Origin of the sequence: Pseudomonas sp. VE 267-6A, from assembly GCF_024126555.1 — a bacterium.
In the GTDB taxonomy this organism is placed as follows: Bacteria; Pseudomonadota; Gammaproteobacteria; order Pseudomonadales; family Pseudomonadaceae; genus Aquipseudomonas; species Aquipseudomonas palmensis.
Map to the genome: position 1 here is coordinate 43,304 of NZ_JAMYBY010000001.1, position 22,154 is coordinate 65,457.

Below are 22,154 nucleotides of genomic sequence, written 5' to 3' on the forward strand. Positions count from 1 at the left end.
GGAGGTTTTTTCATGCAGATCTATAAAGTCGGTGGTGCCGTGCGCGACCGCCTGCTGGGCAGGCCGGTCACCGATATCGACTGGGTGGTGGTGGGTGCGACGGTCGAGCAGATGCAGGCCCAGGGCTACCGTCCGGTGGGGGCCGACTTCCCCGTCTTCCTTCACCCTCACAGCGGTGAAGAATATGCACTGGCGCGTACGGAGCGCAAAAGCGGGCGCGGCTATGGCGGCTTCACCTTCCATGCCAGCCCCGAGGTCACACTGGAAGAAGACCTGGTGCGGCGCGACCTGACCATCAATGCAATGGCCGAGGACGAACAGGGCCGGATCACCGACCCGTACAAGGGCCAGCAGGATCTCCAAGACCGGATTTTACGCCACGTTTCCCCCGCGTTCGCCGAAGATCCCCTGCGTGTGCTGCGCGTAGCGCGTTTCGCCGCGCGCTATGCCGGGCTGGGTTTCCAGGTAGCCCCCGAAACCCTCGCACTGATGCGCGAGCTGAGCGAGTCGGGTGAACTGCAGGCCCTTACCGCCGAGCGCAGCTGGAAGGAAATCGCCCGCGCCCTGATGGAAGAGCAACCCCAGGTGTTCATTCAGGTGCTGCGTGATTGCGGGGCGCTGAAGCAGTTGATGCCCGAACTCGACGTGCTGTTCGGCGTTCCGCAACCTGCGGCGCATCATCCTGAAATCGACACCGGCGTGCATACCCTGTCGGTGCTGGAGCAGGCGGCCCGTCACAACCAGCCGCTGACGGTACGCTGGGCCTGCCTGCTGCATGACCTGGGCAAAGGCCTGACCCCCGAAGAGGAGTGGCCGCGGCATATCGCCCATGAGCACCGCGGGCTGAAGGCGATCAAGGCGGTCAACCAGCGCTTCAAGGTACCGCGCGACTGCCAGGAACTGGCCTTGCTGGTGGGCGAGTACCATACCCATGGCCACCGGGCCCTGGAGCTGAAGGCATCGACCTTGCTGGAGTTGCTGCAGCGCTTCGACGTGTACCGGCGCCCGCAACGCTTTGAAGAGTTCATCGCCGCGTGCGAGATGGACGCGCGCGGGCGACTGGGGTTGGAGGAGCGTGATTATCCACAGGCCACCTACCTGCGTGGCGCAGCAGATGCCGCGCGGGCAGTGGCGGTGCAGCCACTGGTAGAGAAGGGCTTTGCCGGCCAGGGCCTGGGCGAGGCGATCAAGCGCGAGCGGCTGAATGCGCTCAAGGCCTACAAGGAAAGCGCCAAACCCTGAATAGTTAGGCCGGCAAGGGCGGCGATTCCTGATCGCCGCCCCTGACCGTCAGTCCAGCGGCAGCGCCTTGCCATTCCAGGTGAATGGCACCGGTTCGAGCACCTGGTCGATCTGCGCCTGCTGCCACAGCTGGGCCATGCTCTTGCCTGCTCCAGGGTGCACCAGTTCCGGCGCGATCAGCGACAATGGCCACAAGACGAACGCATTCTTGAGAATTTCGGCCCTTGGCAACACCAGGCCGTCGAAACTGCCGTGCAGGTCACCATACATCAGCACGTCGATATCCAGCGGCAGCCCCTTGCGGTCCGGAGCATAACGGCCGTTGTCGGCCTCGATGAACTTCAGGCGACGGTCCAGTTCAAGCAATGGCAGGTCGGTCAGGCCGGTGACCACCAGATTGAAAAACGGCCCGCTCTTGATGCCCACCGCCTGGCTTTCGAACACCGTCGAGCAGCGCATGTCCCTGAGCATCGCAGCCAGCGCATCGAGCCCGGCGCCGAGGTGCCGCTCGCGCTCGATGTTGCTGCCAAGGCCTAGGTATACCGGGGTCAGAGACATCCGCGCTCGATCTCCACGCCCACCCCGCTTGCCGCCGCGATGGCGCCAGGCTTGGTCAGCTTCAGTTGCAGCCAGGGAATCTGGAACTCGTCCATCAGCACCTTGGCCAGGCGTTCGGCGAACGTCTCGACCAGCTCATAGCTGGCCTGTTCGGCAAATGCCTGGATACGTGCCGTGACGCTGGCATAGTCCAGGGCCAGGCTCAGGTCGTCGCCGGCCGCCGCCGGGCGATTGTCCCAGGCGAACCGCAGGTCCAGGCGCAGGCACTGGCGAATACCGCGTTCCCAGTCATAGGCGCCGATCACGGTGTCGACTTCCAGCCCTTCGATGAACACTCTGTCCAAGCACTTCTCTCCACAGCACGACAAGGGCGCCTTGCGCCGCTAGAATCAGGGCGTCCTCGCCCGGAATAGTTAGCATGTTTTGGTTACTGGCGTCGCTCGCCTACCTGCTCGGCTCGCTGTCCTTCGCCATCGTTCTCAGCCGCCTGAGCGGCAGCCCCGACCCGCGTGCCTGCGGCTCAGGCAATGCCGGCGCCACCAACATGCTGCGTCTGGCAGGCCGCAAGCTGGCGATCCTGACCCTGCTTGGCGACCTGTGCAAGGGCCTGTTGCCCGTGCTGATCGCCAGCCTGGTCGGCCTCAACGAGCAGCAGCAGGCCTGGATAGGCCTGTGCGCGGTGGTCGGCCACCTGTTTCCGCTGTACTTCCGCTTTCGCGGCGGCAAGGGCGTGGCCACTGCCGCCGGCGTGCTGCTGGGGCTCTACCCCCCGGCCGCCCTGCTGGCCATCAGCGCATGGCTGCTGACCTTCTACCTGACCCGCACCAGCTCGCTGGCCGCCTTGATCGCAACGCCCCTGGCCCTGCCCCTGCTGGCCTGGCGCGAACCCGAGGCGCTGCTGCCGATGAGCGTGCTGACCGTGCTCATCGTATGGCGCCATCGCGGCAATCTACGCGACCTTTTTGCCGGGCGCGAACGGCATTTCTGAGGCGTTCACATGAGCGGCGCTCATGCTCACAGCCCCTGCAACTGCTCCATCGGCCAGCGTGCCTGCACGCTGATCGCCAGGGTTTCCCGCTGCCCGGCCGCCAGACGCTGGCACCCGGCATAGGCGATCATCGCGCCGTTGTCGGTGCAGAACTCGGGGCGCGCGTAGTACACATTGCCCTTGAGCCCGGCCAGCATCTCCTCCAGCGAGGCACGCAGGGCCTTGTTGGCACTCACCCCACCTGCGATCACCAGGCGCTTGAGCCCGGCCTGCTTGAGGGCGCGCTTGCACTTGATGGTCAAAGTCTCCACCACCGCCTGCTGGAACGCCAGAGCGATGTCGCAACGGGTCTGCTCGGTGTCGTCCCCGGTACGCTGGCACTGCTGCCAGGTGTTCAGGGCAAAGGTCTTCAGGCCGCTGAAGCTGAAATCCAGGCCCGGACGATCGGTCATCGGCCGCGGGAACACGAACCGACCCGGCACGCCCTGCAGCGCCAGGCGCGCGATCTCCGGGCCACCGGGATAGTTCAGGCCCATCATCTTGGCCGTCTTGTCAAACGCTTCGCCGGCCGCATCGTCGAGGGACTCGCCAAGCAGTTCGTACTGGCCGATGCCATCTACGCGCACCAACTGCGTATGGCCACCCGACACCAGCAAGGCGACGAACGGAAACTCCGGCGGTTGTGCCTCGAGCATCGGTGCCAGCAGGTGGCCCTCCATGTGGTGCACGCCCAGGGCCGGGATGCCCCAGGCAAAGGCCAGCGCCTGGGCGCACGAAGCCCCCACCAGCAGCGCCCCGACCAGGCCAGGGCCTGCCGTGTAGGCGATGGCGTCGATCTCGGTGGCCACGCAGTCGGCCTCGGCCAGCACCTGGCGGATCAACGGCAGCATGCGCTTGACGTGATCACGCGAGGCCAACTCCGGCACAACCCCGCCATACGCGCGGTGCAGGTCGATCTGACTGAACAGTGCATCGGCCAGCAGGCCGCGTTCGCTGTCGTATAATGCGACACCAGTTTCGTCGCAGGATGTTTCCAATCCCAGTACTAGCATGGGTTTGCGCCTTGTTGGGGCTGAATTCGAAGGCGCGCATGATAGTCCTCGCTCCCGGTGCCGACCAGCGGTTTTCGATCAGAGGCTTTGCATTCAGGCCAGCTAAGGGTTAACATCCGCAACCCTTAAAAACCGACGTTCTCCAGTGCACATATTTGCCACGAGTTCGTTGACCCCCGGTAATGAATGAAGGTAGCTCTGGATGCCAGCCGTCAAAGTTAAAGAGAACGAACCCTTCGACGTAGCTCTGCGTCGTTTCAAGCGCTCCTGCGAAAAAGCCGGTGTACTGGCTGAAGTTCGTAGCCGCGAATTTTACGAGAAGCCAACTTCCGAGCGTAAGCGCAAGGCAGCAGCCGCTGTCAAACGCCACGCCAAGAAAGTTCAGCGCGAACAGCGCCGCGCCGTTCGTCTGTACTGATACAGACGTTCGTCGCCAGCTTCTGCCATGCCCGGTGCAAGCCGGGCTGTCGGCAGTTGATGCTGTTTCCTCTGGCCTGGACCTTCGGGTCGAGCGCCTGAGATGCCCAAACTGCTATGCAGCAAGGGCAAGCCTGCCTCACACGTCAGACCTGGCCTAACCGCCAGCAGTGCACGTCACCCCTGACGAGCCTTCACCGGCTGCAGACGAGCACACCCCTTTCCTTTTTTGTGTCACGTCATTCGAGCTTGCATCGAATGCGTCGCTGTTCCCGCAGCATTAGCGATTACACTTGATTGTCGCCTGATGACGAGAGTGCCATGGCCGGGCTGATTCCCCAGAGTTTTATTGACGACCTCCTCAACCGCACCGACATCGTCGACGTGGTGAGTTCGCGTGTAAACCTGAAAAAGTCCGGCAAGAACCACACGGCCTGCTGCCCGTTCCACAAGGAGAAGACCCCCTCCTTCAGCGTCAGCCCCGACAAGCAGTTCTACTACTGCTTCGGTTGCGGCGCCGGCGGCAACGCCTTGGGCTTCATCATGGACCACGACAACCTGGACTTCCCCCAGGCTGTCGAAGAGCTGGCCAAGGCCGCCGGCATGGAAGTGCCGCGCGAAGAGAGCAGCCGCGGGCAAAAGCCCCGCCAGCCCACCGATTCGCCGCTGTACCCGCTGCTCGAGGCCGCTGCCGAGTTCTATCGCCAGGCCCTGAAGAACCACCCGACACGCCGCTCGGCCGTCGAATACCTCAAGGGCCGCGGCCTGTCCGGCGAAATCGCTCGCGACTTCGGCTTGGGCTTCGCGCCGCCGGGCTGGGACAACCTGTTCAAGCACCTGAGCAGCGACGCCCTGCAGCAAAAGGCCATGGTCGACGCCGGCCTGCTGATCGAGAATGCCGAGACCGGCAAGCGCTATGACCGCTTCCGCGACCGCGTGATGTTTCCCATCCGCGACAGCCGTGGCCGGGTCATCGCCTTCGGTGGGCGGGTGCTGGGCGACGACAAGCCCAAGTACCTGAACTCCCCCGAAACCCCTGTGTTCCACAAGGGCCAGGAGCTCTACGGGCTGTACGAGGCACGCAAGTTCAACCGCAACCTCGACGAGATCATCGTGGTCGAGGGCTACATGGACGTCATCGCCCTGGCCCAGCAAGGTTTGCGCAATGCCGTGGCCACCCTTGGCACCGCCACCAGCGAAGACCACCTCAAGCGCCTGTTCCGCGTGGTGCCCAGCGTGCTGTTCTGCTTCGACGGCGACCAGGCCGGCCGCAATGCCGCCTGGCGCGCCCTGGAAGCCACGCTGTCGAGCCTGCAGGACGGGCGCAAGGCGCGCTTTCTGTTCCTGCCCGAAGGCGAAGACCCGGACACCCTGGTGCGTGCCGAGGGCACCGACGCCTTCCGTGCGCGCATCAACCAGCATGCTCAGCCGCTGGCCGATTACTTCTTCCAGCAACTGACCGAAGAAGCCGACCCGCGGTCGCTCGAAGGCAAGGCGCACATGGTGACCCTGGCCGCGCCGTTGATCGACAAAGTGCCCGGTGCCAACCTCAAGGCCCTGATGCGCAACCGCCTGCGCGAAATAACCGGCCTGGACCTGCACCAGGTCGAACAACTGGCCCACAGCGCCCCCAGCGAGGCGCCACCAGCGTACGACCCGGGCATCGACTACGATGCGATTCCCGACTACAGCCCGGATTACAGCGACTTCCACCAGCCCGAGCATTTCCAGCCGCAGCAGCAACAATGGACGCCAAGCCAGGGCGGGCAGAAGAAGAAGTGGGAAGGCAAGCCCTGGGACAAGAAGGGCAAGCCGTGGGACAAGAACGGCAAACGCGACTTCCAGCCACCGCCGCGGGTGCCGACGTCGGTGGAACCGCCGACCTTGAGCGCCCTGCGCACCCTCATGCACCACCCACAACTGGCCAAGAAGGTCGAGGATGCCAGCCATTTCGCCGCTGAAGAGCATGTGTATGCCCAGTTGCTGGTGGCGTTGCTCGAAGCCTTGCAAAAGAATCCTGAGCTACGCTCCTTACAGCTGATCGCGCGTTGGCACGGCACCGAACAGGGCCGATTGTTGCGCGCATTGGCAGAAAAGGAATGGCTGATCGATGCCGACAACCTTGAACAACAGTTTTTCGACACCATAACTAGCTTGTCCGCTCGCCAACGCGAGCGCAGCCTGGAACATCTGCTCAGGAAAGCACGTCAAAGTGAGTTGAGCGCAGACGAGAAAAATCAGCTGCGTGACCTGTTAAGCCGGAATGTTCCCGCACAAACCCCGACCTCAACTGGCGCGTGAGGTCCTAGCTCGGGTATAATCCTCGGCTTGTTTTTTGCCCGCCAAGACCTTCAGTGGATAGGGTGTTATGTCCGGAAAAGCGCAACAGCAGTCTCGCATCAAAGAGTTGATCACCCGCGGTCGTGAGCAGGGCTACCTGACTTACGCGGAGGTCAACGACCACCTGCCAGAGGATATTTCAGATCCGGAGCAGGTGGAAGACATCATCCGCATGATCAACGACATGGGGATCAACGTATTCGAGAGTGCTCCGGATGCGGATGCCCTTTTGTTGGCCGAGGCCGATACCGACGAAGCCGCCGCCGAAGAAGCTGCCGCAGCGTTGGCGGCCGTGGAGACCGATATCGGTCGCACGACAGACCCGGTGCGCATGTACATGCGTGAAATGGGTACCGTCGAGCTTCTGACCCGCGAAGGCGAAATCGAAATCGCCAAGCGTATCGAAGAAGGTATCCGTGAAGTGATGGGCGCCATTGCGCACTTCCCGGGCACCGTCGACTACATCCTCGGCGAATACGACCGCGTCACCACCGAAGGTGGCCGTCTGTCCGACGTGCTCAGTGGCTACATCGACCCGGATGACGGCATCGCGCCGCCGGCCGAAGTACCGCCGCCTGTCGATCCAAAAGCCCCGGCCAAGGCCGATGCGGACGACGACGAGGAAGAAGAGAAGGAAGGCGCCAGCGATGAAGAGGACGAGGTCGAAAGCGGCCCCGATCCGGTCGTCGCCCAGCAGCGTTTCGGCGCTGTCGCCGACCAGCTGGAAGCAACCGCCAAGGTCCTGAAGAAGCACGGTCGCCACAGCAAGCAAGGCATTGCCGAGCTGCTGCAACTGGCCGAGCTGTTCATGCCGATCAAGCTGGTGCCCAAGCAGTTCGAAGTACTGGTGGAGCGCGTGCGCAGCGCCCTGGAGCGCCTGCGCGCCCAGGAACGCGCCATCATGCAACTGTGTGTGCGTGATGCCCGCATGCCACGTGCCGACTTCCTGCGTCTGTTCCCGAGCAACGAAGTGGACACCACCTGGAGCGGCGATCTGTCCAAGCGCAGCGCCAAGTGGGCCGAAGCACTGGGCCGCCTGGACGCCGATATCGTGCGTTGCCAGCAAAAGCTGATCGACCTGCAGGAAGAGACCGGCCTGACGATCGCCGAGATCAAGGACATCAACCGTCGCATGTCGATCGGTGAGGCCAAGGCCCGCCGCGCGAAGAAAGAGATGGTCGAAGCCAACTTGCGTCTGGTGATCTCCATCGCCAAGAAGTACACCAACCGTGGCCTGCAATTCCTCGACCTGATCCAGGAAGGCAACATCGGCTTGATGAAAGCGGTGGACAAGTTCGAATACCGTCGTGGCTACAAGTTCTCGACCTATGCCACCTGGTGGATCCGTCAGGCGATCACTCGCTCGATCGCCGACCAGGCCCGCACCATCCGTATTCCGGTGCACATGATCGAGACGATCAACAAGCTCAACCGCATTTCCCGGCAGATGCTGCAGGAAATGGGTCGTGAACCGACCCCGGAAGAGCTGGGTGAGCGCATGGAGATGCCTGAGGACAAGATCCGCAAGGTACTGAAGATCGCCAAAGAGCCGATCTCCATGGAAACCCCGATCGGTGACGACGAAGATTCGCACCTGGGTGACTTCATCGAGGACTCGACCATGCAGTCGCCAATCGATGTGGCCACGGTCGAAAGCCTGAAGGAAGCGACCCGGGACGTGCTCTCCGGCCTGACCGCACGTGAAGCCAAGGTGCTGCGCATGCGTTTCGGTATCGACATGAACACCGACCACACCCTCGAAGAGGTAGGCAAGCAGTTTGACGTGACCCGCGAGCGGATCCGTCAGATCGAGGCCAAGGCGTTGCGCAAGCTACGCCACCCGACGCGAAGCGAGCATCTGCGCTCCTTCCTCGACGAGTAATGACGAACCCCGGCAAATGCCGGGGTTTTTCTTTTTCAGGCCCTGACGTTTTAACCCCTGCGTTCTTCGCCCTTCGGTCAAACCCCCGTCTACACTCGAATCTATCCACTTGAGTGACGAGGCCGCTATGCCCAGACTGCCGGCCCTCGTGCTGCCCCTCCTGCTGATGTGGAGTGCAGCGGCCGGCGCCTTGACCCTGAACGACGAAGAGAAAGCCTGGCTCAGTGCGCATCCGCAGCTGCGCCTGGGCGTCGACGCATCCTGGCCACCCTTCGAATACCGTGACCAGGACGGCAAGTACCAGGGATTGGCCGCCGACTACATTGCGTTGATCCAGGAGCGCCTGGGTGTTGTGTTCACGCCGATCGAGCCGAGCAGTTGGTCGGCCGTGCTCGAGCAGGCCCGGCAGGGCCAGCTGGACCTGCTGCCCGGCATCATGTCCACCCCCGAACGCCAGGGCTACCTGGCCTTCACCCGCCCTTACCTCGACTTCCCCATCGTGATCCTGGCCCACGAAGGCGGGCCCAGGCCACGTGACCTCAAGGAGCTGTACGGCCTGAAAGTCGCCGTGGTGGAGAACTACGCCCCACACGAACTGCTGCGTACCCACCACCCTGACCTCAACCTGGTGGCGCTGCCCAATGTCAGCTCGGCGCTTCAGGCCCTGGCCACCGACGAAGTCGATGCCGTGGTCGGCGACCTCGCCTCCAGCGTCTGGAGCCTGCGCCAGCTAAAGCTCGAAGGGCTCTACGTCAGCGGCGAAACCCCTTACCGCTACCAGCTGGCCATGGCGGCCCCGCGCCAACAGAAGATGCTGATCGGCATCCTCGACAAGGTGATTGCCGACATGAGCCCGGCCGAGCTCAGTCATATCCAGGAGCGCTGGGTCGGCAAAGTGCTGGAAAACAGCAACCGCTGGCGCGACCTGCTGCTCTACGGCCTGCCCGGCATCCTGCTGCTGGTGGCGATACTGGCGGCGGTGATGCGCGTCAACCGCCGGCTAAGCTCGGAAATTTCCCGGCGCATAGCCCTGGAACAGGAGCTGCGCAGCAGCGAGTACCACTACCGCGGCCTGGTCGAGAGCCTCTCGGCGATTGCCTGGGAAGCCGATGCCAACAACTTCACCTACAGCTACGTCTCGCCCCACGCCGAAGACCTGCTCGGCTACCCGATCAGCCAATGGCTCAAGCCCGGCTTCTGGCGCGACATCCTGCACCCGGACGACGCCCTCTGGGCACAGGCCTACTGCGACAGCGAAACCGCCGCCGGCCGCGACCACAGCCTGGACTACCGGGTGATCCGCGCCGATGGCAGGGTGCTGTGGGTACGCGACATCGTCAGCCTGATCGAGCATGGGCACACCCCGGTGATGCGCGGGCTGATGATCGACATCAGCGAAACCAAGAACACCGAGCAGGCCCTGCGTCTGTCGGAGCAGAAGTTCGCCTCGGTGTTCCAGCAATGCCCCGACATCCTGCTGATCGCCCGGGTCAGCGATGGCTGCCTGCTGGAGGTCAACGAAGCCTTCGAGGACCAGATCGGCCTGAGCCAGGACCAGGTGATCGGCCGCACCGCCGCCGAGCTCAACCTGTGGGGCATCGAAGACCAGGGGCCAGCCCCGCTGCAGCGCCTGCAGGGCGGCAATATCCGCAACCTCGAAATGCCTTTTCGGCGCAGCAACGGCCAGCTGTTCACCGGGCTCACCTCGGCGGAGATCTTCGACCTGGACAGCACCCCGGCGCTGGTGGTGGCGGTGCGCGACATCAGCCAGCTCAAACAGACCCAGGAGCAACTGCAGACCTCCGAAGAAAAGTTCGCCAAGGCCTTCCACGCCTCCCCTGACGGCCTGCTGCTGTCGCGCCAGAGCGACGGGCTGCTGATCGAGGTCAACGACGGGTTCTGCCGCATCACCGGCTTCGATAGCCAGGTACTGGACCACAGTACCCTGGAGCTGGGCATCTGGGTAGACCTCAACGAGCGCCGGCAACTGCTCGAGCTGCTGAACCGAAACGGCTTCGTACGCGACTTCAGCTGCCACATCCGCCGCGCCGACGGGCAGATCCGCCTGTGCGAAGTCTCGGCGCGGCCGCTGCCGATTGCCGGCGTGGACTGCATGCTGACCATCGCCCGCGACATCACCGAACGCCATCTGATGCAGGAAAAACTGCAACTGGCGGCCACTGTGTTCGAAAACACGGCCGAAGGCGTACTGATCACCGACATCGACCAGCACATCAGTGCGGTCAACCGCGCGTTCAGCGAAATCACCGGCTACAGCGAGTTCGAAGCGCTGGGCCAGACCCCGCGCCTGCTCGCCTCGGGCCAGCACGACAGCGCCTTCTACGCCGCCCTGTGGCATCAGCTGACCGCCGAGGGCCACTGGCAGGGCGAAATCCAGAACCGGCGCAAGAGCGGCGAGCTCTACCCTGCGTGGCTGACCATCAGCGCCGTGCGCAATCACGAGCGTGAGATCACCCACTTCGTCGCCGTGTTCGCCGACATCTCCAGCCTCAAGCATGCCCAGGCCGAGCTCGACTACCAGGCCCACCATGACCCCCTCACCGGCCTGCCCAACCGCACCCTGTTCGAAAGCCGGCTGCAGGCCGCACTCAGCAGCCCACAGCCTTCGGGTCGCCAGGGCGCGGTACTGTTCCTCGACCTGGACCGCTTCAAGCACATCAACGACAGCCTCGGCCACCCGGTCGGCGACCTGCTGCTCAAGGCAATCGCGCAGCGCCTGAAAGAACAGGTGCGCGACAACGACACCGTGGCACGCCTGGGCGGGGACGAATTCATCATCCTGCTGCCCGGCCTGCACCAGCCAAGCGATGCCGAGCATATCGCCAACAAGCTACTGGCCTGCTTTGGCGCACCGTTCCAGGCCGGCGAACACGAGTTCTTCACCAGTGCCAGTATCGGCACCAGCCTGTACCCCCAGGACGGCACCGACGTGGCCTCGTTGATCCGCAACGCCGATGCGGCCATGTACCGCTCCAAGGCCAAGGGGCGCAACCGGGTCGAGAGCTACACCCGCGACCTGACCGCCCAGGCCGCCGAGCGCATCGCGCTGGAGCACGAACTGCGCCGCGCCATCGAGCGCAAGGAACTGAGCCTGAGCTACCAGCCCAAGTTCAGCCTCAAGACCCAGAGCCTGGTGGGCGCCGAGGCCCTGATTCGCTGGCGCCACCCAACCTTCGGCGACGTACCGCCGGAGCACTTCATCTCGCTGGCTGAAGAAAACGGCATGATTCTGCAGCTGGGCGACTGGGTGTTGGAGCAGGCGTGCCGGCAGATGCAAGCGTGGAAGCACAGCTACCTTGCGTTCGGGCCACTGTCGGTCAACCTGGCGGGCGCGCAGTTGCGTCAGCCGTTGCTGGTACAGCGCATCGAGCAATTGCTGCGCACTCACCAGCTCAAGGCGGGTGACCTGCAGCTGGAGATCACCGAGAACTTCATCATGAGCCAGGCCGAGGAGGCGCTGGCCATCCTGCACCAGCTCAAGCGCATCGGTGTGCAACTGGCCATCGACGACTTCGGCACCGGCTACTCCTCGCTCAGTTACCTCAAACGCCTGCCTCTGGACATCCTCAAGATCGACCAGTCGTTCATCCGCGGCCTGCCGGATGACCCGCACGATGCGGCAATTGCGCGGGCGATCATTGCGCTGGGGCGCAGCATGCAGTTGACCATCATCGCCGAGGGCGTGGAGAACCAGGCGCAGCAGCAATTTCTGGCGGCCGAGGGTTGCGAACAGATCCAGGGCTACATCGTCAGCCTGCCGCTGGCGGCGCCTGAATTCGCCGCGACCTTTCTACGCCGGGCAGTTTCGGATCTTTCGGATAGCACAGCCTCGAAACCCTCGCTATAATCCGCGACCACTGGGGCCTATAGCTCAGTTGGTTAGAGCAGAGGACTCATAATCCTTTGGTCCACGGTTCAAGTCCGTGTGGGCCCACCATACTCAAAGCCGCGCATTGCGCGGCTTTTGCGTTTTTGGCGGGATCGCCTCAGATACGCAGTGCTCATTTGCAACTCGTAAACCCGAGTGCGAGCCGGGTCCTTTCCTCATCCGTTTTTGTGGGGCCGGCATCGCCTACGCCGCCCGGCCTGACTTTTGCTCGACGACTATTCGCACACAATCTACTCGTCAGCCGGCTCGAAGCGCTCGCCGCGAAACACCCGACGTGGATTGCCACGCTCGATGCGGTGATGGAACAACCGCCGCTCCGCGCGCAGTTCGCTGTCGACCTGCTCTGCCTGTTGCGCCAGGCGTTGCCCGATGAGCAGCAGCGCCAAGCGTTTGTTGGCGTGCTGGCTACGCTCGCTCTGTACCTTGACGCTGACGCCGCTGGCCAGGTGCGTGGCGCGCACTGCCGAGTCGGTGGTGTTGACATGCTGACCACCCGGCCCGGACGAACGCAAGGTCTCAAAGTGGATCTCGCTCGCCAATTCCGGTGCCGGTGGCGCAAACCGTGCGCCACCAAAGAACCAGTTCTTGCGCGCATGCCCCGGCCGGTACGGACTGCTGCACGTCCATTGCAGCGAGCCCGTCCAGTGATCCGCCAGGCGCTCGGCCTGCTCGCCATCCAGTGCCAGCAACACCGAGCGCAAGGTACCGCGCCGCGGCCCCGGCTCTTCTTCGAGTATCCGTACCGCCACGGCCTGGGCATCCGCTTCGGCCTGCAGCCTGAGCAATGCCTTGGCCACTGCCAGGGCACATTCTTCCGGCCCCTGAGCCGCCGAGAGTTGCAGCAGGATCATCAGCAGCACCCTCCGCGCGTCTTGTAGGTCAGCACCGGTTTCAGTCGTGCCAGCACGCGAACCAACCCCGCTTCACGCAAGGCACCCACCACCGAGTCGATAGCCTTGTAGGCCTCCGGCGCTTCCTCGTAGATCAGCGCCCGGTCGGCGCAGATCACGCGGCTGCCTAGTGCCGTACGACTCAGTTGCTCGACGCTGTAGCGCGAGGCGAGGCGGTCCTTGCACTCGCTGCGCATCCATTTGCGTCCGGCGCCATGGGCCAGGGACAACAGGCTGCGCTCGTCGGCGATCGGCTGTACCAAGTAGCTGTAGTCGCCGCGCGAACCAGGGATCACCACCGCCCCCTGATCCGACGGTGTGGCGCCTTTGCGATGCAGCCAACCATCGAGCCCGTCGACCTGCGCTGGCGACACCAGGTTGTGGTTGATGTCGAGCAGTACATAGCCATCGGCACGCAAGCGGTCGAGCATGCGCCGGGCAATCAACTGACGGTTGGCTTCGGCAAAACGCAGCGCGCCGTCGTGCCGGCCCAGGTAATGAGTGCTGGCCTCGCTGCCCGCCTCCAGCCCGTGATGACCGAACAGGTCGACCTGCTCACGCAAGATCGCCTCGCCCAAACCACGCGAGCCGCTGTGCACCAGCAACAGCAGGTGTTTGCGCTCGATGCCCAAGGCTGCCAGGGCCGCATCGTCGTAGCTTTCATCAAGTTGCTGCAGCTCGGCGAAGTGGTTACCACCACCAATGGTGCCTAGAGAACGCTCGTGCCCCGTGGCAGGCAAACCGAAGCTGGCGACGGCCTCCTGCCACGTCTCGTCGAGCGGCAGGTCGAGGTTGCCAAGGCGTTTCTCCAGCTTGTCCAGATGCAGCTTGGCGGTCGGGATGTCCGTACGCCACAGCGCCATGCCACAGCCGATGTCATTGCCGACCAGCGCCGGGTACAAACGCCCCACGGAAAAGAATGCCGCGCCGACCGGATAGCCACGCCCCGGATGCAGGTCCGGCATGCCGGCCACCCGATGCATGCCCCCTAGGCGAGCGGTGGTTTCGAGTTGTTGGATCGCTTTTCCTTCGATCCAGGTGTCGTCCGCGGCGACCAATACGGCGCCGTCGGACAAATTGCGAATGCAAGTGCCCATAGTCCAATCCTGATGGGTTGAAACAAAAAGATGTTCGGATTGGCAGGCCAGAGGCCGGGCGTTGCGGTACCGCTAACGAGTAGCGGTGAATGCGTTCAAGCCAGGCGCGACCTGCAAAGGGTGATCAACTGTTGCATGATGTACCTCCTTTGCTGTCGGGTGAGAGAAGGCGGGCATCTTAGGTGTGTAATTGCCACCCTGCAACAACCTTGATCACATTTTTACCAGGAGAACAACGTCATGGCCGCAAAACCTGACCGCTCCGCGGTACAAAAAACATACCCTGGCGGTACAGTGCCCAGCTTCCAACCATTTCGCCAATTACGCTAAACACTAGTCCGTGTGGGCCCACCATACTCAAAGCCGCGCATTGCGCGGCTTTTGCGTTTCCGGCCCTCAGAACTTCACAATCACGTCCCCAAACTGGCCGCATACACCCCCGGCGTCTTCCCATAGTGGCGCTGAAACAACCCGATGAACGCCGACACCGAGTCATACCCCAGTTCATTCGCCAGCCGAGTCACGCTCATGCCCTGCGCCAGCAACGGCAATGCGGCCAGCAAGCGCAGGCGCTGGCGCCATTCACGGAATGAAAGCTGGGTCTGCGCCTGAAACAGGCGCACCAGCGTGCGCCGCGATGCCCCCACCTGCTGCGCCCATTGCTCGAGGGTGCGGTTGTCCCCAGGCTCGACCTGCAGTGCATCGGTGATCCGGCGCAGGCGCGGGTCGCTGGGCAGCGGCAGGCTGAACGGTGCTTCGGCCAGCCCCTGCAACTCGTCCACCAGCACCTGCAGCAGGCGCGCCTGCGGCCCGTCGTCAGGGTAGTCGGCGGGAAAGTGGCTGACCCGTTCGATCAGCTCGCGCACCAGCGGCGTCACCTGCAGTACCGCGCAGTCACGGCGAGCGCCCGGCAGCACCGCGGCATCCAGGTACAGCCCGCGAAACGCCAGCGCCTGCTCACTGAACGCCGTGTGCTGCACCCCTGGCGGAATCCACAACGCGCACTGCGGCGGCAGCAGATAGCTGTGGCGCTCGGTCAGCACCTGCATGATCCCGGCGCTGGCATAGGTGAACTGCACCCAGTCATGGCTGTGCATCTGCACTTCATAACCTGCCGGTATGCCGAACATGCGCCGCTGCACCGGGCGCGAAAGCGCCAGCGGTACGGGCGGCACCTGCGGTATCTGTCCCGCTTGCGGCATCAGCTGTCCCCTTTGCTCAAGTGAGCCAAAAGTGCCGATGGTAGCCTGCGCCGCGACCCGTTGCACAACCTGATCGGAGACTTATCGATGAGCACCCATGTACGTCAAAACCGCCTGACCATTCCCGCCATCCAGCAGCGCAAGGGCGCCGGCAGCCTGGTGGTGCTGACCGCCTACAGCCTGCCCATGGCCCGCTGGGTGGATGCCCATGCCGACCTGATCATCGTCGGCGATTCGGTGGGCATGGTGCTGTACGGCATGCCCAGCACCCTGGGCGTGACCCTGGACATGATGATTGCCCATGGCCAGGCGGTGATGCGCGGGGCAGAGCGCGCCTGCGTGGTGGTCGACCTGCCGTTCGGCTGCTATCAGGCCTCGCCGGAGCAGGCATTTGTCAGCGCCGCCCGGGTGCTGCGCGAAACCGGTGCACAGGGCATCAAGCTCGAAGGTGGCGCCGAAATGGCCCACACCGTCGAATTTCTGGTGCGCCGTGGCATTCCGGTGATGGCGCACGTGGGCCTGATGCCGCAGCAGGTCAACAGCATGGGCGGCTTCAAGGCCCAGGGGCGGGATGAACAAAGCGCAACCAAGGTGCGCGACGATGCCTTGGCCATGCAGGCGGCGGGTGCGTTCTCGGTGGTGCTCGAGGGCATCGCCGAGCCGCTGGCCCGCAGCCTGAGCGAAGCGTTGCACATCCCCACCATCGGCATTGGCGCATCCCCTGCGTGCGATGGGCAGGTGCTGGTGACCGAGGACCTGCTGGGCCTGTTCGGCGAGTACCAGCCGCGCTTCGTCAAACGCTATGCCGAGCTGCAACCGCAGATCGAACAGGCACTGGAGCACTACGCCCGCGAGGTGCGCAGCGGCGAGTTCCCGGGGCTGGAGCACTGCTTCAAGGCCGCGCCCTGATAGCACCGGCGTGGACAGTGGGTCGATTAGCTGCCTTAATCGGCCCACTTCCCAAGCGAAAGAAACGATCCCTGTCCATGCCCACCCGCCCTGTCGCCCTCGATGAAATCGACCGTCAACTGATCGCCGCCCTGCAGATCAACGCCCGCGAAAGCGTGGCCATGCTTGCCCGGCAACTGGGCATTGCCCGCACCACCGTGACCTCGCGCCTGGCGCGCCTGGAGAAAACCAACGTCATCAGCGGTTACGGCGTGCGCCTTGGCCAGCGCGTGATCGACGGCGGCCTGCAGGCCTATGTGGGCATCACCGTGCGCCCCCGCTCGGGCAAGGAGGTGGTACGCCGCCTGAGCGCCATGGGGCAGATCCAGCAGTTGTGTGCGGTCAGTGGCGAGTTCGACTATGTGGCGTGGCTGCGCAGCGATTCGCCCGAACAACTGGACCAGTTGCTCGACCAGATCGGCAGTGTCGAGGGCGTGGAGAAAACCACCACCTCGATCATCCTCAGCAGCAAGGTGGACCGCGGCCAACCGGTTTGACATGGGTTAGCGGGGAACAGATAGAGCCCTTCGCTGGCAAGCATGCTAACGGTGCTCGCAAACCTGTAGGAGCCGGCCTTGCCGGCGAAGGCATCACTCTGCTCAAGCATCCCGTCACAATGACAAAAATCCCCACAAAACGACGACACTCTGCATCTTAATAACCAACACCCTCCCCTCGTAGAATGACCGCCAGCATTTCCTATACTCAAGCTCCGCTCCCCGCGCAGCCCTGGCAAGGTCTCCCATGAACAAGAACAATCGCCACCCCGCCGACGGCAAAAAACCGGTCACCATCTTCGGCCCGGACTTCCCCTTCGCCTTCGACGACTGGATCGAGCACCCGGCCGGCCTGGGCAGCATTCCCGCCGAGCGCCACGGTGAGGAGGTGGCCATCGTCGGTGCCGGCATCGCCGGCCTGGTGGCCGCCTACGAGCTGATGAAGCTGGGCCTCAAGCCGGTGGTGTACGAGGCGTCGAAAATGGGCGGGCGCCTGCGCTCGCAGACCTTCTCCGGCGCCGAAGGCATCGTCGCCGAGCTGGGTGGCATGCGCTTCCCGGTGTCTTCCACGGCCTTCTATCACTACGTCGACAAGCTGGGCCTGGAGACCAGACCCTTCCCCAACCCGCTGACCCCCGCCTCCGGCAGCACGGTGATCGACCTCGAGGGCCAGACCCACTACGCCGAAAAACTCAGCGACCTGCCGGCACTGTTCCAGGAAGTCGCCGACGCCTGGGCCGATGCGCTGGAGGATGGTGCACGCTTCGGCGACATCCAGCAGGCAATCCGCGATCGCGACGTGCCGCGGCTGAAGGCGCTGTGGAACACCCTGGTGCCGCTGTGGGACGACCGCACCTTCTACGACTTCGTCGCCACCTCCAAGGCCTTCGCCAAGCTCAGCTTCCTGCACCGCGAAGTGTTCGGCCAGGTCGGCTTTGGCACCGGCGGCTGGGACTCCGACTTCCCCAACTCGATGCTCGAGATCTTCCGCGTGGTGATGACCAACTGCGACGATCACCAGCACCTGGTGGTGGGCGGTGTCGAGCAGGTGCCCCTGGGCATCTGGCGGCATGTGCCGCAACGCTGCGCCCACTGGCCGCAAGGCACCAGCCTCAGCTCATTGCACCGTGGCACGCCACATTCAGGGGTGAAAAGCATCGCCCGCGCCGACGATGGGCGCCTGGCCGTCACCGACACCTGGGGCGTCACCCGCCATTACGCCGCGGTGCTCACCACCTGTCAGAGCTGGCTGCTGACCACCCAGATCGAGTGCGAGGAGTCGCTGTTCTCGCAGAAGATGTGGATGGCCCTGGACCGCACCCGCTACATGCAGTCGTCCAAGACCTTCGTGATGGTCGACCGCCCGTTCTGGAAAGACAAGGACCCGCAGACCGGCCGCGACCTGATGAGCATGACCCTCACCGACCGCCTCACCCGCGGCACCTACCTGTTCGACAACGGCGACGACAGGCCGGGGGTGATCTGCCTGTCGTACTCGTGGATGAGCGATGCGCTCAAGATGCTGCCGCACCCGGTGGAAAAACGCGTGAAACTGGCGCTGGACGCCCTGAAGAAGATCTACCCCAAGGTCGATATCGCCGGGCACATCATCGGCGACCCGATCACTGTGTCGTGGGAAGCCGACCCGCATTTCCTGGGGGCGTTCAAGGGCGCCCTGCCCGGCCATTATCGTTACAATCAGCGCATGTACGCGCACTTCATGCAGCAGGACCTGCCTGCCGAGCAGCGCGGCATCTTTATCGCAGGCGACGACGTCTCCTGGACCCCGGCCTGGGTCGAAGGCGCGGTGCAGACCTCGCTCAACGCGGTATGGGGCATCATGAACCACTTCGGTGGCCGCACCCACGTCGACAACCCCGGCCCTGGCGATGTATTCAACGAGATCGGCCCGATCGCCCTGGCCGACTGAAAGGAGAGACCCATGCGCATAGCCCTGTACCAGGGCCAGCCCCACCCGATGGACGTGGCCGGCAACCTCGAGCGCCTGCACCAGCAGGCGCAGCTGGCGGCGGCACGCGGCGCCGAACTGCTGGTGTGCCCCGAGATGTTCCTCAGCGGCTACAACATCGGCAGCGAAGCGGTCGCACGCCTGGCCGAGCCGCAGGACGGCGCATCGGCCATGGCCGTGGTGGAAATCGCCCAGGCCAACCGCATCGCCATCGTCTACGGCTACCCCGAGCTTGGCGAGGACGGCCAGGTGTACAACAGCGTGCAGTTGATCGACGCCCACGGCAGCAGCCTGGCCAACTACCGCAAGACCCACTTGTTCGGCGGGCTGGACCGCGCCATGTTCAGCCCCGGCCCCGACCATTTCCCGGTGGTCACGCTCAATGGCTGGCAGCTGGGCCTGTTGATCTGCTACGACATCGAGTTCCCGGAAAACGCCCGCCGCCTGGCCCTGGCCGGGGCCGAGCTGATCGTAGTGCCGACAGCCAACATGCAGCCCTACGATTTCATCTGCCAGTTCACCGTGCGCGTACGCGCCCAGGAGAACCAGTGCTACCTGGTGTATGCCAACTACTGCGGCGCCGAGGAGCAGATCCACTATTGCGGCCAAAGCAGCATCATCGGCCCGGACGGCAGCCTGCTGGCCATGGCCGGGCATGAGCCCACGCTGCTGGTGGCCGACCTCGAGCTGCAACGGGTGCACGAAGGCCGCGCCAGCACACCGTACCTGCACGACCTGCGTGTGGAACTCCACGGCGGCCCGCGCAAGCGCTGATTTATCCGCTAGCATGACGGTTCGCACGTTACCGGAGCCGTCATGTCCTGCGCCCACCTCACCCTGCCCAACGGCCTGCACGTCACCCTGCGCCATGCACCGCGGCTCAAGCGCTGTGCAGCGGCAGTGCGGGTTCGCGCCGGCAGCCACGATGCTCCCAACGCCTGGCCGGGGCTGGCGCACTTTCTCGAACACCTGTTCTTTCTCGGCAACCCGCGCTTTGCCATCGACGACGCCCTGATGCGCTACGTGCAGCGCCAGGGCGGCCAGGTCAATGCCAGCACGCGGGAGCGCACCACCGACTTCTTCTTCGAAGTGCCGGCTGCCGCCTTCGAGGGGGGCATCGAGCGCTTGTGTGAAATGCTCGCCAACCCCCAGGCCGACCGTGCGCAACAGCTGCGCGAGCGCGAAGTGATCCATGCCGAGTTCATTGCCTGGGCGCGCAACCCCGAAGCGCAGCGTCAGCACGCACTGCTGCAGAGCGTGTCGGCGCAGCATCCGCTGAGCGGTTTTCACGCTGGCAACCGCTACAGCCTGCCGGTACCCGACGCGGCCTTCCAGAGCGCCCTGCAAGCTTTTCACCAACGCTACTACCAGGCCGGGCAGATGACCCTGAGCCTGGTCGGCCCACAGCCGCTGGCCACCCTTGAAGCCCTGGCCATGCAGTACGGCGCCGTCTTCGCACCTGGGCAGGCCATAGAACAAGGCCCGGCACCGGCGCTGCAGCTTCGCGCTGCGCGGGTTGAACAGCTGCCCGGGCAACGGGATGTGCTGCTCGGCTATGAACAGCTGCCCGCCGGCGCTGCCCAGGCGATCGCCTTTCTCGACACCTGGCTTTCGGACACCCGCCCGGGCGGGCTGCTGGCCGCTTTGCGCGAACGGCGCTGGCTGGAGGATTTCAGTTTTTCGGCATTGCATCAGTTCGCCGCACAGGCACTGCTGCACGCGCGCTTCAAGCTCAATGACGCGGCACCTGCCGACCAGGTCGAAGACCTGTTCCGGGACTGGCTGAGCTTCTTGCGCGATGCCGACCTGACGGCGCTGAACAGCGAATATGCACGTATCCAGCAGTCACGCGCGCTGGCCGCCGGCGCCCTGGAACTGGCGCGCCGCGACAGCAGCGGCCAGCCATTCAGTGCACTCGACGCCCAGGGCCTGGCGGCACTGCAAGGCCTGCTCGAACCCTTCACCGAGCAAGCCCGCCAGCCCTGGCGACTGCCACCTGCCGAGCCCTTGCTGGCCGTCGGGTTCAGCGATGTACCCGCCACGCCGACACCCGCCGGGGTTATCCACAGCCCGGCGCTGCCGGCTGTGCGGCAGTACGGCGTGATCTACCTGCGCTGGCAGGTGCGCTCGGCGTTGCGCGCTCGGCTGTGGCGCGTACTCGAAGGTGCCCTGCGCCCACTGGTCGAGCGCGCCACCCGCGCCTCGGTGGAGCTGCAATGGAGCGAGTGCGAGCACCTCTGGCAACTGCGCTGCGCCGGGTCACCGCCCGCCATTGTCGCAGTCGTCGAGCAGGCATTGGCGCTGCTGCGCCTGCCTGCCGCCCAGGACTGGAGCGCAGGCTCAGGCACCGAGCCGGCGCTGATCCCGATCCGCCTGCTGCTAAAGCAGTTGCCGGGCTATATCGTCGGGCGTGACCCGGGGCCATTGCCGACCTGCCTGATCGCCCAGCCCGAGCTGGATGCGCTCTGGCAGCATGCCCGCTGGCAGGGCATGACCTGCGGCTTCACCGAAGCGGTGCAGCCGGCGCTGAATGCGCTGCTGGCCCAGGTACCGGGACAGCCGGGCATGGCCGAGCCGATCACCGGCGATGCCACAGGGCCCTGGCAGCATGTGCCGCTGCCCGAAGGCGAGCACGCACTGCTGGTGTTCTGCCCCGCCCCGCCCGGCAGCGAGGCGGTGTACCGGCTGCTGGCACATCGACTGCAAGGGCCCTTCTACCAGCGCCTGCGGGTGGAGCTGCAACTGGGCTATGCAGTGTTCAGCGCATTGCGCCAGGTGCAGGGCCATACCGGCCTGCTGCTGGGCGTGCAGTCGCCCAAGGCCGACCCGGTACAGATTCTCGAGCACATGCGCTGCGTGGTCGCAGGCTTCACCCATGACCTGACCGATGATGCCGAGGCGCGTCAGGCCCTGGCGGCGCAGTTCCACGAACCGGACATGGGCAATGCCGACGTCGCCGAATGGGCCTGGCAGGCCCGGCTGGCCGGCAGCGACGCCCCCAGCCTGGACACGCTGCGACAACAGCTGCTGGCCGTCACCGCACAGCAGCTCGAACACGCCGCCCGGCACCTGTTCGACAACGCCCTGTACCTGGCCAGCGCCGCACAGGGCGGATTGTTACCGGCAACGCAACAGCCTTTCTCGCAGGTTTAACCAAACTGT

The 22,154-nt window shown here is 64.4% G+C and carries 17 protein-coding genes and 1 tRNA gene; 12 read left to right on the plus strand and 6 right to left on the minus strand.

The features are described from left to right. Positions 1-12: 12 nt before the first annotated feature. Complete coding sequence (locus tag NJH59_RS00215; RefSeq protein WP_236177190.1) at positions 13-1,242, plus strand: multifunctional CCA addition/repair protein; 1,230 nt, start codon at positions 13-15, stop codon at positions 1,240-1,242. A 48-nt stretch (positions 1,243-1,290) separates the two neighbouring features. Here NJH59_RS00215 and folK read toward each other — a convergent pair whose 3' ends face one another. Next, entirely contained in the window at positions 1,291-1,800 is a 510-nt protein-coding gene (gene folK / locus NJH59_RS00220; RefSeq protein WP_043863747.1) for a 2-amino-4-hydroxy-6-hydroxymethyldihydropteridine diphosphokinase, read from the minus strand. Continuing rightward, a complete protein-coding gene (gene folB / locus NJH59_RS00225; RefSeq protein ID WP_043863746.1) occupies positions 1,791-2,144 on the minus strand; it encodes a dihydroneopterin aldolase in 354 nt (117 codons plus the stop codon). Before folB ends, folK begins: the two co-directional genes overlap by 10 nt. Positions 2,145-2,218: 74 nt before the next feature. Here folB and plsY point away from each other — a divergent pair, with 74 nt between their 5' ends. Next, positions 2,219-2,788, plus strand: a complete 570-nt coding sequence (gene plsY / locus NJH59_RS00230) for a glycerol-3-phosphate 1-O-acyltransferase PlsY (protein WP_043863745.1) — start codon at positions 2,219-2,221, stop codon at positions 2,786-2,788. A 26-nt stretch (positions 2,789-2,814) separates the two neighbouring features. Here plsY and tsaD read toward each other — a convergent pair whose 3' ends face one another. Further along, positions 2,815-3,840, minus strand: a complete 1,026-nt coding sequence (gene tsaD, locus NJH59_RS00235; RefSeq protein WP_054915962.1) for a tRNA (adenosine(37)-N6)-threonylcarbamoyltransferase complex transferase subunit TsaD — start codon at positions 3,838-3,840, stop codon at positions 2,815-2,817. 202 nt (positions 3,841-4,042) lie between these two features. On the opposite strand from tsaD, the gene rpsU reads away from it, so the two are divergent. The 5 genes from rpsU to NJH59_RS00260 all read left to right on the plus strand — a co-directional run bounded on the left by rpsU (position 4,043) and on the right by NJH59_RS00260 (position 12,437). After that, positions 4,043-4,258, plus strand: coding sequence for a 30S ribosomal protein S21 (gene rpsU / locus NJH59_RS00240; RefSeq protein ID WP_002551877.1), 216 nt, complete (start codon positions 4,043-4,045; stop codon positions 4,256-4,258). 320 nt (positions 4,259-4,578) lie between these two features. After that, positions 4,579-6,558 carry a DNA primase gene (dnaG, locus tag NJH59_RS00245; RefSeq protein ID WP_043863743.1) on the plus strand — a complete coding sequence of 660 codons (1,980 nt, stop codon included), beginning with the start codon at positions 4,579-4,581 and terminating at the stop codon, positions 6,556-6,558. Positions 6,559-6,625: 67 nt separating this feature from the next. After that, positions 6,626-8,479 carry an RNA polymerase sigma factor RpoD gene (rpoD, locus tag NJH59_RS00250; protein WP_043863742.1) on the plus strand — a complete coding sequence of 618 codons (1,854 nt, stop codon included), beginning with the start codon at positions 6,626-6,628 and terminating at the stop codon, positions 8,477-8,479. 127 nt (positions 8,480-8,606) lie between these two features. Next, on the plus strand, positions 8,607-12,347 hold the full coding sequence (locus tag NJH59_RS00255; protein WP_043863741.1) for a bifunctional diguanylate cyclase/phosphodiesterase: 3,741 nt from the start codon (positions 8,607-8,609) through the stop codon (positions 12,345-12,347). A gap of 13 nt (positions 12,348-12,360) precedes the next feature. Beyond that, positions 12,361-12,437 (plus strand) — tRNA-Ile (locus NJH59_RS00260). A 182-nt stretch (positions 12,438-12,619) separates the two neighbouring features. On the opposite strand, the gene prfH is transcribed toward NJH59_RS00260, so the two are convergent. The 3 genes from prfH to NJH59_RS00275 all read right to left on the minus strand — a co-directional run bounded on the left by prfH (position 12,620) and on the right by NJH59_RS00275 (position 15,578). Beyond that, on the minus strand, positions 12,620-13,240 hold the full coding sequence (gene prfH / locus NJH59_RS00265; protein WP_043863775.1) for a peptide chain release factor H: 621 nt from the start codon (positions 13,238-13,240) through the stop codon (positions 12,620-12,622). After that, positions 13,240-14,376: an RNA ligase RtcB family protein gene (locus NJH59_RS00270; RefSeq protein WP_253086207.1), complete on the minus strand. Its 1,137-nt coding sequence runs from the start codon at positions 14,374-14,376 to the stop codon at positions 13,240-13,242. The genes prfH and NJH59_RS00270 overlap by 1 nt, the downstream gene beginning before the upstream one ends. 410 nt (positions 14,377-14,786) lie before the next feature. After that, positions 14,787-15,578, minus strand: a complete 792-nt coding sequence (locus tag NJH59_RS00275) for a helix-turn-helix transcriptional regulator (RefSeq protein ID WP_196931973.1) — start codon at positions 15,576-15,578, stop codon at positions 14,787-14,789. 87 nt (positions 15,579-15,665) lie between these two features. Here NJH59_RS00275 and panB point away from each other — a divergent pair, with 87 nt between their 5' ends. The 5 genes from panB (at position 15,666) to pqqF (ending at position 22,145) form a co-directional block, all read left to right on the plus strand. Further along, on the plus strand, positions 15,666-16,487 hold the full coding sequence (gene panB / locus NJH59_RS00280) for a 3-methyl-2-oxobutanoate hydroxymethyltransferase (protein WP_043863699.1): 822 nt from the start codon (positions 15,666-15,668) through the stop codon (positions 16,485-16,487). Positions 16,488-16,564: 77 nt separating this feature from the next. After that, positions 16,565-17,023: an Lrp/AsnC family transcriptional regulator gene (locus NJH59_RS00285; protein ID WP_054915967.1), complete on the plus strand. Its 459-nt coding sequence runs from the start codon at positions 16,565-16,567 to the stop codon at positions 17,021-17,023. A gap of 247 nt (positions 17,024-17,270) precedes the next feature. Further along, positions 17,271-18,953 (plus strand): NAD(P)/FAD-dependent oxidoreductase, encoded by a 1,683-nt coding sequence (locus NJH59_RS00290; protein WP_100634773.1) that lies wholly within the window; start codon positions 17,271-17,273, stop codon positions 18,951-18,953. Between the two features lie 12 nt (positions 18,954-18,965). After that, positions 18,966-19,766, plus strand: coding sequence for a carbon-nitrogen hydrolase family protein (locus NJH59_RS00295; RefSeq protein WP_100634775.1), 801 nt, complete (start codon positions 18,966-18,968; stop codon positions 19,764-19,766). 42 nt (positions 19,767-19,808) lie between these two features. Beyond that, positions 19,809-22,145: a pyrroloquinoline quinone biosynthesis protein PqqF gene (gene pqqF, locus NJH59_RS00300; RefSeq protein WP_253086208.1), complete on the plus strand. Its 2,337-nt coding sequence runs from the start codon at positions 19,809-19,811 to the stop codon at positions 22,143-22,145. Positions 22,146-22,154 lie beyond the last annotated feature (9 nt).